Raw genomic sequence first — 12881 nt, forward strand, 5'->3', positions numbered from 1 at the left:
GAAAGGGCTGCAAGGCAGCCCCAGGGTATTTCACCGGACTATCAGGATGCCCAAGACAATGGCACATGTACCCCAGATCAAAATCCCCGCCACCTACATCCGCGGCGGCACCAGCAAAGGCGTGTTCTTCCGCCTGCAAGACTTGCCCGAGCAGGCGCAAATTCCAGGCCCCGCTCGGGACTCACTGCTGCTGCGGGTAATCGGCAGCCCCGACCCCTATGGCAAGCAGATCGACGGCATGGGCGGTGCCACGTCCAGCACCAGCAAGACCGTGATCCTGTCGAAAAGCATCAAGCCCGAACACGATGTCGACTACCTGTTTGGCCAGGTCAGCATCGACAAGGCCTTCGTCGACTGGAGCGGCAACTGCGGGAACCTGTCTGCTGCGGTCGGTTCGTTCGCCATCAGCAGCGGCCTGGTCGACCCGGCGCGCATTCCGCGCAATGGCATCGCCACCGTGCGCATCTGGCAAGCCAACATCGGCAAGACCATCATCGCTCACGTTCCGATCACCGAAGGCGAAGTGCAAGAGACCGGCGACTTCGAGCTGGACGGGGTCACGTTCCCGGCCGCCGAGGTGCAACTGGAGTTCCTTGACCCCGCGGCCGACGAGGACGGTGACGGCGGGGCTATGTTCCCCACCGGCAAGCTGGTCGATGACCTGGAAGTGCCCGGTGTGGGCACCCTGAAGGCGACGTTGATCAATGCCGGCATCCCGACCATTTTCCTCAATGCCGCCGACATCGGTTACACCGGTACGGAATTGCAGGACGCCATCAACGGTGACCCCCAGGCGCTGCTGCGTTTCGAGACCATTCGTGCCTATGGAGCAGTGCGCATGGGCCTGATCGAAAACGTCGACCAGGCTGCCGGGCGTCAGCACACGCCGAAAGTCGCTTTCGTCGCGCCGCCGAGCACCTACACTGCGTCCAGTGGCAAGACGGTGCAGGCGGGCGACATCGACCTGCTGGTGCGGGCGTTGTCGATGGGTAAGCTGCACCATGCCATGATGGGAACGGCAGCAGTGGCAATCGGCACCGCAGCGGCCATTCCGGGTACGCTGGTCAACCTCGCAGCGGGTGGGGGCGAGCGCAGTGCCGTACGGTTCGGCCACCCCTCGGGCACCTTGCGGGTCGGGGCTCAGGCGCGCCAGCTGGAGGGTGAGTGGACGGTAACCAAAGCAATCATGAGCCGTAGTGCTCGCGTGCTGATGGAGGGCTGGGTTCGCGTGCCTGGCGATAGCTTCTAACGCACCACTGGCGCTCGGCTTTAGTTCGTTGGGGCCGCAAAGCGGCCCCGGCAATTCTGAAGGGAGCTGGATATGAGCGCCAACGTAGACCTCAACGACCGCCCGGACTACGACCGGGTGCTACAAACCTTGGCCGATTACGCCCTCGGCTACCGGGTCGAATCCCTCGAGGCCCTGGACACTGCGCGCAATTGCCTGATGGACACCCTCGGTTGTGGCCTGCTGGCCTTGCGCTTTCCGGAGTGCACCAAGCTTCTCGGTCCTCAGGTGGAAGGCACGGTGGTGCCCAATGGCGCGCGCGTGCCCGGCACTGCCTACCGCCTCGACCCGGTCAAGGCTGCCTGGGACATTGGCTGTACGGTGCGCTGGCTGGACTACAACGATACCTGGCTGGCCGCTGAATGGGCCCACCCCTCGGACAACCTCGGTGGCATCCTGGCGGTTGCCGATCACCTGTCGCAGAAGCATGTGTCCGCAGGCGAGCAGCCGCTGGTGATGCGAGATGTGCTCCAGGCCATGATCATGGCCCACGAAATACAGGGCGTACTGGCGCTGGAAAACGCCTTCAACCGCGTGGGCCTTGACCACGTGATACTGGTCAAGGTGGCCTCCACGGCCGTGTGCGCGAGGCTGATGGGCGCCAACCGCCAGCAGATGCTGAGCGCGCTGTCCCATGCCTTTGTCGATGGTCAGGCACTGCGCACCTATCGCCATGCCCCCAACGCCGGGTCGCGCAAGTCCTGGGCTGCAGGCGATGCCTCCAGCCGCGGCGTGCGCCTGGCAGACATCGCCCTGCGCGGCGAGATGGGCGTCCCAAGTGTGCTCACGGCGCCGCAGTGGGGCTTCTACGATGTGTCGTTCAGCCATACCAACAAGGACCTGGCGCTCAAGCCTGCCGGCCAGTACGAGCTGCGCCTGCCGCAAGCGCTGGGCAGCTACGTGATGGAAAACGTACTGTTCAAGGTCAGTTTCCCTGCCGAGTTCCACGCCCAGACGGCCTGCGAGGCGGCGGTGGCCCTGCACCCCAAGGTGCGTAACCGCTTGCACGAAGTCGACCGTATCGTCATCACCACCCAGGAGTCGGCAATCCGTATCATTTCCAAGAGCGGGCCGCTGGCCAATGCCGCTGACCGCGACCACTGCCTGCAGTACATGGTGGCGGTGCCGCTGATTTTCGGGCATCTGGTGGCCGAGCAATATGAAGACGCCTTTCATGCCAACCACCCGAGCATCGACCGCTTGCGCGAGAAGATGGAAGTGGTGGAAGACCCGCGGTTCAGCCGTGAGTACCTGGAGCCAGACAAGCGTTCGATCGCCAATGCGCTGCAGGTGTTTTTCAAGGATGGCAGCAGTACCGAGCAAGTGGTGGTGGAATACCCGATAGGGCATCGGCGCCGGCGCGGGGAGGGCATACCACTGCTGGAGAGCAAGTTCAGGGCTAACCTGGCCACACGTTTTGCCCGGCAGCGGTGTCAGCAGATTGTCGAACTGTGCAAGGACCAGCAAACGCTGGAACAGATGGCGGTGCACAGGTTTGTGGATCTGTTCGTGATCTGAGCAGCGCGAGGCCTATCAAGGCTGCTGCAGGAAGGCGGGACAGGGCGAACAAAAAAACCCCGGCATCGCTGCCGGGGCTTTCTGTTACACCTTACAACTCAGCTTACGCCTGAACCACCGGGATCTTGGCGTTGGCTGCCGCTTCGCGGAACTCGGCGATCTGGTCGAAGCTCAGGTAGCGGTAAACGTCGGCAGCCATGCTGTCGATGTCTTTCGCGTACTGCATGTACTCTTCGACGGTCGGCAGTTTGCCGATGATCGAGGCAACAGCAGCCAGCTCGGCCGATGCCAGGTACACGTTGGTAGCGTCGCCCAGGCGGTTAGGGAAGTTACGGGTCGAAGTGGAAACCACGGTCGAACCGGTCTGCACACGTGCCTGGTTACCCATGCACAGCGAGCAGCCTGGCATTTCCATGCGCGCACCGGCCTTGCCGTAGATGCCGTAGTAGCCTTCTTCGGTCAGCTGGTGAGCATCCATCTTGGTTGGCGGAGCCAGCCACAGACGGGTCGGGATACCGCCCTTGACCTTGTCCAGCAACTTGCCGGCCGCGCGGAAGTGACCGATGTTGGTCATGCACGAACCGATGAACACTTCGTCGATCTTCTCGCCCTGTACCGAGGACAGCAGGCGGGCATCGTCCGGGTCGTTCGGCGCGCAGAGCACAGGCTCCTTGACGTCGGCCAGGTCGATTTCGATGATTTCGGCGTATTCGGCATCGGCGTCGGCCGACAGCAGCTCAGGCTTGGCCAGCCAGGCTTCCATGGCCTGGGCACGGCGCTCCAGGGTGCGGGCATCGCCGTAGCCTTCGCCGATCATCCAGCGCAGCAGGGTGATGTTGGACTGCAGGTACTCGGCGATGGCCTTTTCCGGCAGCTTGATGGTGCAACCGGCAGCGGAACGCTCGGCCGAGGCGTCGGACAGCTCGAAGGCTTGCTCGACGGTCAGTTCGTCCAGGCCTTCGATTTCCAGGATGCGGCCGGAGAAGGCGTTTTTCTTGCCTTTCTTCTCGACGGTCAGCAGGCCCTTCTGGATGGCGTAGTAAGGGATGGCATGAACCAGGTCACGCAGGGTGATGCCTGGCTGCAGTTTGCCCTTGAAGCGCACCAGGATCGACTCTGGCATGTCCAGCGGCATGACGCCGGTGGCAGCGGCGAAGGCTACCAGGCCGGAACCGGCCGGGAACGAAATACCGATCGGGAAGCGGGTGTGCGAGTCGCCACCAGTACCCACGGTGTCAGGCATCAGCATGCGGTTCAGCCAGCTGTGGATGATGCCGTCGCCCGGGCGCAGCGACACGCCGCCACGGGTGCGGATGAAGTCTGGCAGGGTGTGGTGGGTGGTGACGTCGATTGGCTTCGGATAGGCCGCGGTGTGGCAGAACGACTGCATTACCAGGTCGGCAGAGAAGCCCAGGCATGCCAGGTCTTTCAGCTCGTCGCGCGTCATCGGGCCCGTGGTGTCCTGGGAGCCGACGGTGGTCATTTTTGGCTCGCAGTAGGCACCTGGGCGTACGCCCTGGCCTTCTGGCAGACCGCAAGCGCGGCCGACCATTTTCTGTGCCAGGGTGAAGCCTTTGCCGGTGTCGGCAGGCTGCTCTGGCTTCTTGAACAGGTCGGAAGCACCCAGGCCCAGCTCGGCGCGGGCCTTTTCGGTCAGGCCACGGCCTACGATCAGCGGGATACGGCCGCCAGCGCGAACTTCGTCCAGCAGTACTTCGGTTTTCAGTTCGAAGGTGGTCACCAGCTCATCGCTTTCGTGGCGGCGTACTTCACCTTTGAACGGGTAGACGTCGATGACGTCGCCCATGCCCAGGTTGGTGCAGTCGAATTCGATCGGCAGGGCGCCAGCGTCTTCCATGGTGTTGTAGAAGATCGGGGCGATCTTGGTGCCGAAGCAGAAACCACCAGCGCGCTTGTTCGGCACGTACGGGATGTCGTCGCCGAAGAACCACAGTACCGAGTTGGTAGCGGATTTACGCGAGGAACCGGTACCGACCACGTCACCCACGTAGGCAACCGGGAAGCCCTTGGCTTTGACGGCTTCGATCTGGGCCAGTGGGCCGACCGAACCTGGCTGCGACGGCTCGATACCGTCGCGGGCCATTTTCAGCATGGCCAGGGCGTGCAGCGGGATGTCAGGGCGCGACCAGGCGTCCGGGGCAGGCGACAGGTCGTCGGTGTTGGTTTCGCCTGGCACCTTGAACACGGTCAGGGTGTACTTGTCGGCAATGGCCGGACGCGAGGTGAACCACTCGCCGGCAGCCCACGATTCCATTACAGCCTTGGCGTGCGCGTTGCCGGCCTTGGCTTTTTCAGCCACGTCGTGGAAGGCATCGAACATCAGCAGGGTGTGCTTGAGCTGCTCGGCCGCGACGGCGCCCAGTTCGGCGTCATCCAGCAGCGCTACCAGCGTTTCGATGTTGTAGCCGCCCTGCATGGTGCCCAGCAGCTCGGCAGCGTGCTTGCGGTCGATCAGTGGCGACGTGGCTTCGCCCTTGGCGACGGCGGAGAGGAAAGCGGCCTTGACGTAGGCAGCTTCGTCGACCCCTGGTGGTACGCGGTTGGTGATCAGGTCTACGAGGAAGGCTTCTTCGCCGGCCGGCGGGTTTTTCAGCAGCTCGACCAGGCCTGCAGTTTGTTCGGCGTTCAGCGGCTGGGGCACGATACCCAGGGCGGCACGCTCTTCGATGTGTTTGCGGTAGGCTTCAAGCACAGTTATTTCCCTCATCAGTGGTCCCTAAAGGGGGTCCGGGACGCTTATCCAGCATTCGATGCACCCATGCGCTGCCACGGCTTTGTGGGCCGCCCAGCCAGGGTCGCAAAGAATCCTTACAGAAGCTGCTTTCAAAGTTTTACGCCTGCAGAACGGGGGGCTGATGAGGGCTGGCTCGGGCATGCGAGGGGTGCATGGCCCGGGCCAACGCCGTTCTACCGGATCAACTGTGCTCGTGACGCTTTGAAAACAGCTTCCAACGGACATTGTTGCCTTTGAAAAGGCGGGATGATTCTACGGCAAAAAAAGCCTGAAGGTAAGGCGGTGTTCATGACTTTAACGAGTGACCCTGGTTAGACAAAGGGCTAACATGGGCCTGTATTCCACCGCCAAGCCGTTGTTTTTCCATGTCCAACCAATCCATCAAGACCCCTTGCGTCGGCCTTTGCTCCACGGTGTATGGAGACACGGTATGCCGTGGCTGCAAGCGTTTCCACCATGAAGTGATCCACTGGAATGGCTATGACGAGGCGCAGAAACGCGCCGTGTGGCTGCGTCTGGAGCAGCTGCTGACGCAGGTGATGATGGCCAAGCTGGAAGTCTTCGACAAAGGCTTGCTGCGCCAGCAACTGCAGCAGCGTTCGATCCGTTTTGTCGAGCAGCAGTCGGAATACTGCTGGGCGTATCAGCTGATTGCTCGCGGGGCGCGGATGATTCGTGACCTGGAGGCCTATGGGATGGCCTTGATGCCTGAATTCCGCGACTGGGATCTGCCGCAGTTGCGCGACGCCATCGACCGCGAATTCTTCCTCTTGTCCGAGGCGCATTACCAGCGCTACATAGCCCCTGCCTTCCTGCGTGCCGAGCTGAGGTAAGCCTTCTTTCTGCTCCATGCTTCGAAAAGGCGCCATTGTGCGTTTTTACCGAGCGTATGGAGTATCGATGATGGCGGATCTGTATTTTGAACGGCTGCTGAGTTTTACCGCGACATGCCGCTGGCAATTGCTGGATGCACCGTTGCGTGCTGCCCAGTTTCACGATGATGAAATCACCCGGCCGTTCTGGGTCGAATTCGACGATTGGAACGGTGACGATGGTTGGTTGATGACCAGCCTGGACTACGGCGAAGAAATGTTGCAATCCTTCCTTATTGACTCGCTGTGGGCGGGCGAGGGTCGTCAGCGTGCGTTTTGTGACAGTTTCTGGTTTGGTGTCTATCGACTTGCAACAGGCTTCGTTTACGAGATCCGCCCTGCATATGAGGGCAATAACGTGGACCGCTGGCCGTCACTGGAATACTGGCTCGACGTCAGTCGCAACGGGTACCTGGGCTTTTACCCGGCGGGTTCGGATGCCGGTGTGCTCAAGGACGATCCGGCCAGTCTGGCGTTGCGCGACCCCTTCGGGCTATCCGTGGTGCTACCCGTCGACCCGCCTATCGATCTGGATACGGTACTGTACAAGCTGACCGCGGGGCGACGAACGCCCCTGTGGCACATCCCTGGTCTGAATCCGCAGCGGTTGCAAGAAGGGCAATTGTTCTTGAACATGAAGCTTTATAGCCCGGACGGTCGGCAAGTGAGGCGAAGGGTCGAGCGGGTTGCATACCTTAACAACCGTCGGGGCGAGCGTGGCCAGTTCAGCCTGCAGGTGTCGAACCCTTGCGTGCCTCCTCACCCTCGCCCGCTCGTTGCCAAGCCTTGACCCCGTGTTCGGTTAGCGCAGCGCCAATCAATCGCCGCTGTATTCGCAGCCGCTGGTGCAGGTTTCATGAATACGCACCTTCGACAGCTCCGGCATCAGCGGCTTGACCTGGTCCCAGATCCACTTGGCGATCACTTCGCTGGTGGGGTTTTCCAGGCCGGGGATGTCGTTCAGGTAGTTGTGGTCCAGCTGATCATAGATAGGCTTGAAGATCGCCTTGACCTCGGCGAAGTCGCGGATCCAGCCGGTGTGCGGGTCGAGCGGGCCGGTCAGGTGCAGGCCGACCTTGAACGAGTGGCCATGCAAACGGCCGCATTTGTGCCCTTCAGGGACGTGGGGCAGGCGGTGGGCCGATTCGAATGTGAATTCCTTGAAGATTTCCACTGGTGGACCTGTATAAGCTGGTGGGATAAGGGCTTGGGCAGAAACTGCTATCTCAGTGGGCTGCTCAATGTACTGATTGGTCGTCGCTGGCGCCGGGCAATCGAATTGCGCGTATCTTAACCTGTTTTGGGAACGTGGCCTTACGGAATCCGCGATAGACGGTGTGCCGGCCTATCCTCGTCAAGTGCAGCAACCTGTCGAGGCGCAGGAAGTGGTCGAGGTGTTCTGCAGGTGGTATGGGTGTCTCCTACATGGACGGTCAGCCCTTGAACGTTGGTACATTTTCCGATCGTCAAAAGGACTGAGAAATGACCCAAGAAGAACAGGAAATTTCTGGCCGTGCTTTGCAGTTCGCAAAAGAGAATCGCACGCGCATCGCTCGTGAACTGACTTGCCTCGAAACCTATCCGGCGGATGAATACCCGGTGTCAGTTTTCATGGCAGGATCTCCTGGCGCTGGGAAAACCGAGGTTTCAAGAGCTTTTATCGGGCACATGCAGTCCGCAGGATCTCGTGCGCTACGTATCGATCCTGACGATTTCAGGGAGTATTTTCCCGAATACAACGGAAAGAATTCCAGCCTTTTCCAGCGCGGGGTAATCACGTTTGTCGAGAGAACCCTGGATCAGGTGTACAAGCAGCGGCAGTCCTTTCTGTTGGATGGCACCCTCGCCAACCTTGATGTGGGAAGAAGAAACATCGCTCGCGCGCTTGAAAAAGTGAACAGGTCCGCCCAGGTTATCTACGTGTACCAGCGACCTGAGCTTGCGTGGGAGTTTGTTCTGGCGAGAGAGAAGAAGGACGGAAGGCACATCCCGTGCTCGGAATTTGTAAGACAGTTTTACGCGGCCAAGGTGTCGGTATGTGCACTGAAACGTGAATTTGATGGCAGGCTGCAGGTAGATGTGATCATCAAGGACAACGATGGCAGCAATAGTGACATCGGTATCGACCTTTCAGCTAGCGAAATTGACGCATTTGTCAACCAGCCCTATGATCACCTTGAGCTTCAGCGTGTTTTGAACGGAGAGTCCCAATGAAAGGCGAAAAGGTAGCAGGCGTGTCGACCAAGCCCTATGAGGCATCGACTATGTCTGAGTTTTTCCGCCACGGGTCCGTGGAGGAGAGGCGATCTGTGTATCGCATGGCTGCAATGGCTGCCATCGACGAGCAGAAGGATGTGATTCGCTCAGCAAAGTCTGAGGAATTCAGTATCGCCAAATGCAAAATGTGAGCGATCACTCCACTTGGTAGCCCAAAGCCCAGCCTCCCGCTGGGCTTTTTGCATCTGCGCCGACCACGCGATCTGGCCTGCAGTCGGTACAGAGGTACTGCAAGCTTTCCAATTAACGGTAGGCCATGTGACATGGCCGCTACAAGGCTTGCAGGCGTTCATGCAGCCGCCCGGTGGCGATCAGTTCGAGCAGTTCGTCGCCCAGCCGCTGGCTTTCGGCAATGGCCTTGTACCAATAGCGCTTGCGCGCTGGGGCATCGCCCATGAAGCGCTTGAAATCGTTGCGGTCGGGCAGCTTGCCGTAGGGCAGGGCGGCCAGGTACTGCGGCGAGGGGGTCATCAGCAGCACGTTCTGCAGGCGAGTGGCATTGCCCTTGCGCCAGGGCAGCGCCTTGTCGAACCAGCCGGGCACCACCTTGTCGGTGAAGTGCGGGTACAGCACCAGGTCGTCGCCGCGATAGGGAAGGTCGAGGTGGTAGTCGAGCAGGCCGCCGTCACGGTAGGTGCCAGCACCTGCGCCGGGGATGTCCTTTACCCCTTCCATGACCATGGGAATCGAACCCGAGGCGAGCAGGGCGTGGCGCAGGTTGGCCAGGTCCAGCGGCAGGCAGCGCGAAGGAAAGTCGGTGAGGGCGTCGAGCGGCGGTGCGCTGCGACCGTCGTGCAGGATGATGCGCTCGAAGTGGCGGGCCAGGCGGGAGCGGCCTAACAAGTTGCTGGCCACCACCGAGCCCAGGCCAAGGCCCAGCCGGCCGCGATGGTCGTGGGCGAGCTGGCCGTGGCTCTTTACCACCAGGATGTTGAGGCGGTAATGCGGGTTGGCCAGCAGCTGGTTGTCGCGGCCTTGCAGCAGGTCATTGAGCATGCGTTGGCAGCTGCGACTGATTTCGGCCGGGGTCACGCCCTTGGCGAAGTCCTGTTCGGTATACAACTCGCCCAGCCGGCGAATCCCGGCGACTGAGTCGTCAAGGCAAGCACTGGCGAAGCGCCAGGCGCCGATCGAGGCGCCGATCAGGGCGCGTTGGCGCGGTGCGGTGGGCAGGAATTCACCAAACAGGGCCAGGTCCAGGCCCTGAATACCCAGTGGTTTCGGCCCGCCCGCAGCGCCCGGCAAGACCCCCACATCCGCCGCCTGCAGGCCGCGCTCGCGGACCTGCCGCAGCGCACGCTCGCCGGCCTTGAAGGTAAGGGCGGGGTATTTGATGTGGATGGCGCTCATGAGGGACCTCTTGGCTGACGAGCTGGTCATTGTAAAGGGTTTGCCGGGCACATCGCCGGCAAGCCCGCTGCCACGTTGACCTGCGCTATCATGCCGCCAGTTGTTTTCAGGTTGAATTAAGGACTGCTGGTTAATCTTAACCCCGTAGACAACTTGCACAGTTCTCAGGAGAGAAGAACGATGAAAACCTTGACTGCCCTGTTCACCGCCGCCGCCCTTGCCCTGGGTGCCAATGCCGCCTTCGCCAAGGACGTGCAGCCCGACGAAGTGGTCAAACTGGTGAATGCCAAGACCATTATGTCGCTGGATGGCCTCAAGGCCGCTGCCGTGGCCAAGCACCCAGGCGCCACCGTGACCGATTCCGAGCTGGAAGACGAGTACGGCCGTTACATCTACAAGGTCGAGCTGCGCGATACGCAGAACGTCGAATGGGACGTGGCCCTGGACGCCAAGACCGGTGAAGTGCTGAAGGACGAGCGGGACAACTGATGATCCACTTACCGCGGCCGGCGCGTTACCTCGCGCTGGCGCTGCTGGCAGTGTGCTCGCTGGCCGCTGCCCGCGACCTCGACCAGGACGAAGCCCTGAAGCTGCGGCAGAAGGGCGTCATCCTGCCACTCGAACAGTTGCTGGAAACCGCCCTGGGGCGTTATCCCGGGGCGCGTTTGCTGGAAGCCGAGCTGGAAGAGGACGACGACCGCTACGAATATGAAGTCGAGTTGCTGACGACTGAAGGTGTGGTGCGCGAAATCAAACTCGACGCCAGCACCGGCGCCCTGCTCAAAGACGAGGAAGACGACTGAATGCGCCTGTTGCTTGTCGAGGACAACGTACCGCTGGCCGATGAACTGATCGCCGGCCTGCAACGCCAAGGCTACGCGGTGGACTGGCTGGCCGACGGGCGTGACGCGGTGTACCAGGGCCAGAGCGAGCCTTATGACCTGATCATCCTCGACCTCGGCTTGCCGGGCTTGTCGGGCCTGGACGTGCTGGCCCAGTGGCGCGCAGCCGGCCTGGCCACGCCAGTGCTGATCCTGACTGCGCGCGGCTCCTGGGCCGAGCGTATCGAAGGGCTCAAGGCCGGGGCGGACGATTACCTGAGCAAGCCCTTCCACCCTGAAGAGCTGCAACTGCGCATTCAGGCCCTGTTACGCCGTGCCCGGGGCCTGGCCAATCAGCCAAGGCTGGAGGCGGCCGGCCTGCACCTGGACGAGGGCCGCCAATGCGTAAGCCGCGACGGTGTGGACATCCAGCTGACTGCCGCCGAGTTCCGCTTGCTGCGCTATTTCATGCTGCACCCGCAACAGATCCTGTCCAAGAGCCACCTGGCCGAACACCTCTACGACGGCGAAACCGAGCGTGATTCCAACGTGCTGGAAGTACACGTCAACCACTTGCGCCGCAAGCTGGGGCGCAGTGTTATCGAAACTCGCCGTGGGCAAGGCTACATCTACGCGGGGAGCGGCGTGTGAAGTCGATCCAGGCGCGCCTCAGCCTGGGCCTGGTGGCGGTACTGGTGGTGGTTGGCGTGGTGCTGGCGCAACTGACCTTGTGGCTGTTCGAAGCCGGCCTGCAACGTTACCTGGAAAACGGCCTGCGCAAGGAAAGCGAGAACCTGCTGGTGGCGCTGGTGCGCGGTCCGTCCGGCCTGCAACTGGACGAGCGGCGTATCTCGGCGGCTTATCAGCGGCCGTTTTCCGGTTACTACTTCCGCATCGATTTCGACAAAGGCACCTGGCGTTCACGTTCGCTGTGGGACCTGGATATGCCCAAACCCGCGGCACCGGGCCTTTCCGACAGCCATGAACTCGGCCCGGAAGGGCAGCAACTTCTGGCGTTGCGCGCTGACTACCGGCGCCTGGGCCAGGACATCTCGATCAGCGTGGCGCAGGACTATTCGCCGGTACGTGAAGGATTCCGGCGCCTGCAGCAGATTGGCCTGGGCATGGGCCTGGTCGCGCTGGTACTGGTGCTGGTGCTGCAGCGCATTACCGTGACCCGCTCGCTGCGGCCCCTTGAGCGGGCACGCCAGCAGATCGCCCAGCTGCAACAGGGCCAGCGTTCGCAGCTGGATGCCGAAGTGCCCAGCGAGCTGGCGCCGCTGGTGGGGCAGATCAACCATTTGCTCAGCCACACTGAAGATAGCCTGCGCCGTTCGCGAAATGCCCTGGGCAACCTTGGCCACGCCCTGAAGACACCGCTGGCGGTGTTGTTGAGCCTGGCGTCGAGCGACCGGCTCAAGGATTTGCCGCAGGTGCGTGAGCAGATGCGTGAGCAGCTGGAGCAGATCCAGCAACGCCTAGCCCGCGAGTTGAACCGTGCCCGCCTGGCGGGTGATGCATTGCCAGGGGCGCAGTTCGATTGTGATGCGGAGTTGCCCGGGCTGCTCGGGACCTTGGGCATGATCCATGGCGAGGGCCTGCTGCTGGCCAGTGATGTGCCGCCGGGGCTGTTGTTGCCATGGGATCGGGAGGACGTTCTGGAGCTGCTGGGCAACGTGCTGGACAACGCCTGCAAGTGGGCTGACAGCGAGGTGCGCCTGGGGCTTGCGGCGGATGACGGAGGGTACCGGCTGTGGGTCGATGATGATGGACCGGGTATCCCCGAGGGGCAGCGGCAGCAGGTGCTGGAGCGAGGGTCGCGGCTGGATGAGCAGGTTGACGGGCATGGCCTGGGGCTGGGTATCGTGCGCGATATCGTCGAGGCCTGGGGTGGGCAGTTGGCGCTGCAGGAAGGCCCCCTTGGCGGGTTGCGGGTAAGCATCGACCTGCCGCGCAAGGCTCGATAAAACCCGGGTCGCCCTATCAGCACTGCAAAAAAA

14 protein-coding genes are annotated in these 12881 nt (G+C 61.8%); 10 read left to right on the plus strand and 4 right to left on the minus strand.

The window, feature by feature from the left end; translation table 11 throughout:
• Positions 1-58: 58 nt before the first annotated feature.
• Positions 59-1249 (plus strand): 2-methylaconitate cis-trans isomerase PrpF, encoded by a 1191-nt coding sequence (gene prpF / locus DMX11_RS13770; RefSeq protein WP_110745015.1) that lies wholly within the window; start codon positions 59-61, stop codon positions 1247-1249.
• 72 nt (positions 1250-1321) lie between these two features.
• Positions 1322-2806, plus strand: a complete 1485-nt coding sequence (gene prpD, locus DMX11_RS13775; protein ID WP_110745016.1) for a 2-methylcitrate dehydratase — start codon at positions 1322-1324, stop codon at positions 2804-2806.
• 103 nt (positions 2807-2909) lie between these two features.
• Here prpD and acnB read toward each other — a convergent pair whose 3' ends face one another.
• Entirely contained in the window at positions 2910-5519 is a 2610-nt protein-coding gene (acnB, locus tag DMX11_RS13780; RefSeq protein ID WP_110745017.1) for a bifunctional aconitate hydratase 2/2-methylisocitrate dehydratase, read from the minus strand.
• Between the two features lie 407 nt (positions 5520-5926).
• On the opposite strand from acnB, the gene DMX11_RS13785 reads away from it, so the two are divergent.
• Positions 5927-6394, plus strand: coding sequence for a DUF1289 domain-containing protein (locus tag DMX11_RS13785; RefSeq protein WP_110745018.1), 468 nt, complete (start codon positions 5927-5929; stop codon positions 6392-6394).
• A 67-nt stretch (positions 6395-6461) separates the two neighbouring features.
• A complete protein-coding gene (locus tag DMX11_RS13790) occupies positions 6462-7223 on the plus strand; it encodes a hypothetical protein (RefSeq protein WP_110745019.1) in 762 nt (253 codons plus the stop codon).
• 27 nt (positions 7224-7250) lie between these two features.
• Here DMX11_RS13790 and queD read toward each other — a convergent pair whose 3' ends face one another.
• Together queD and DMX11_RS26235 are read right to left on the minus strand one after the other, a co-directional pair.
• Positions 7251-7607 carry a 6-carboxytetrahydropterin synthase QueD gene (gene queD, locus DMX11_RS13795; protein ID WP_012053047.1) on the minus strand — a complete coding sequence of 119 codons (357 nt, stop codon included), beginning with the start codon at positions 7605-7607 and terminating at the stop codon, positions 7251-7253.
• A gap of 64 nt (positions 7608-7671) precedes the next feature.
• Positions 7672-7845, minus strand: a complete 174-nt coding sequence (locus tag DMX11_RS26235) for a helix-turn-helix transcriptional regulator (protein ID WP_371921794.1) — start codon at positions 7843-7845, stop codon at positions 7672-7674.
• 70 nt (positions 7846-7915) lie between these two features.
• On the opposite strand from DMX11_RS26235, the gene DMX11_RS13805 reads away from it, so the two are divergent.
• Both DMX11_RS13805 and DMX11_RS13810 read left to right on the plus strand, forming a co-directional pair.
• Positions 7916-8647 carry a zeta toxin family protein gene (locus tag DMX11_RS13805; protein ID WP_110745020.1) on the plus strand — a complete coding sequence of 244 codons (732 nt, stop codon included), beginning with the start codon at positions 7916-7918 and terminating at the stop codon, positions 8645-8647.
• Positions 8644-8841 carry a hypothetical protein gene (locus DMX11_RS13810; RefSeq protein ID WP_110745021.1) on the plus strand — a complete coding sequence of 66 codons (198 nt, stop codon included), beginning with the start codon at positions 8644-8646 and terminating at the stop codon, positions 8839-8841. The genes DMX11_RS13805 and DMX11_RS13810 overlap by 4 nt, the downstream gene beginning before the upstream one ends.
• Positions 8842-8980: 139 nt before the next feature.
• Here the strand turns inward: DMX11_RS13810 and DMX11_RS13815 are convergent, their stop codons facing one another.
• A complete protein-coding gene (locus tag DMX11_RS13815) occupies positions 8981-10060 on the minus strand; it encodes a patatin-like phospholipase family protein (protein WP_110745022.1) in 1080 nt (359 codons plus the stop codon).
• Positions 10061-10240: 180 nt separating this feature from the next.
• On the opposite strand from DMX11_RS13815, the gene DMX11_RS13820 reads away from it, so the two are divergent.
• From DMX11_RS13820 to DMX11_RS13835, 4 genes are read left to right on the plus strand one after another with little or no spacing between them, the layout of a single operon-like run.
• Entirely contained in the window at positions 10241-10549 is a 309-nt protein-coding gene (locus DMX11_RS13820) for a PepSY domain-containing protein (RefSeq protein ID WP_110745023.1), read from the plus strand.
• Positions 10549-10863, plus strand: coding sequence for a PepSY domain-containing protein (locus DMX11_RS13825; RefSeq protein WP_110745024.1), 315 nt, complete (start codon positions 10549-10551; stop codon positions 10861-10863). The genes DMX11_RS13820 and DMX11_RS13825 overlap by 1 nt, the downstream gene beginning before the upstream one ends.
• Complete coding sequence (locus DMX11_RS13830; protein WP_110745025.1) at positions 10864-11532, plus strand: response regulator transcription factor; 669 nt, start codon at positions 10864-10866, stop codon at positions 11530-11532.
• Entirely contained in the window at positions 11529-12848 is a 1320-nt protein-coding gene (locus DMX11_RS13835) for a sensor histidine kinase (protein ID WP_110745026.1), read from the plus strand. Before DMX11_RS13830 ends, DMX11_RS13835 begins: the two co-directional genes overlap by 4 nt.
• Positions 12849-12881: the final 33 nt, after the last annotated feature.

The sequence above is a fragment of the Pseudomonas sp. LB-090624 genome, from assembly GCF_003205205.1.
In the GTDB taxonomy this organism is placed as follows: domain Bacteria; phylum Pseudomonadota; class Gammaproteobacteria; order Pseudomonadales; family Pseudomonadaceae; genus Aquipseudomonas.

What these genes read in the sequence shown, in the direction of transcription:
- prpD (WP_110745016.1), top strand. Translation starts at nt 1,322, where the DNA reads ATGAGCGCCAACGTAGACCTCAACGACCGCCCGGACTACGACCGGGTG.
- DMX11_RS13810 (WP_110745021.1), top strand. Translation starts at nt 8,644, where the DNA reads ATGAAAGGCGAAAAGGTAGCAGGCGTGTCGACCAAGCCCTATGAGGCA.
- DMX11_RS13825 (WP_110745024.1), top strand. Translation starts at nt 10,549, where the DNA reads ATGATCCACTTACCGCGGCCGGCGCGTTACCTCGCGCTGGCGCTGCTG.
- DMX11_RS13830 (WP_110745025.1), top strand. Translation starts at nt 10,864, where the DNA reads ATGCGCCTGTTGCTTGTCGAGGACAACGTACCGCTGGCCGATGAACTG.
- DMX11_RS13790 (WP_110745019.1), top strand. Translation starts at nt 6,462, where the DNA reads ATGATGGCGGATCTGTATTTTGAACGGCTGCTGAGTTTTACCGCGACA.
- DMX11_RS13815 (WP_110745022.1), bottom strand. Translation starts at nt 10,060, where the DNA reads ATGAGCGCCATCCACATCAAATACCCCGCCCTTACCTTCAAGGCCGGC.
- DMX11_RS13785 (WP_110745018.1), top strand. Translation starts at nt 5,927, where the DNA reads ATGTCCAACCAATCCATCAAGACCCCTTGCGTCGGCCTTTGCTCCACG.
- DMX11_RS13805 (WP_110745020.1), top strand. Translation starts at nt 7,916, where the DNA reads ATGACCCAAGAAGAACAGGAAATTTCTGGCCGTGCTTTGCAGTTCGCA.
- DMX11_RS13820 (WP_110745023.1), top strand. Translation starts at nt 10,241, where the DNA reads ATGAAAACCTTGACTGCCCTGTTCACCGCCGCCGCCCTTGCCCTGGGT.
- prpF (WP_110745015.1), top strand. Translation starts at nt 59, where the DNA reads ATGGCACATGTACCCCAGATCAAAATCCCCGCCACCTACATCCGCGGC.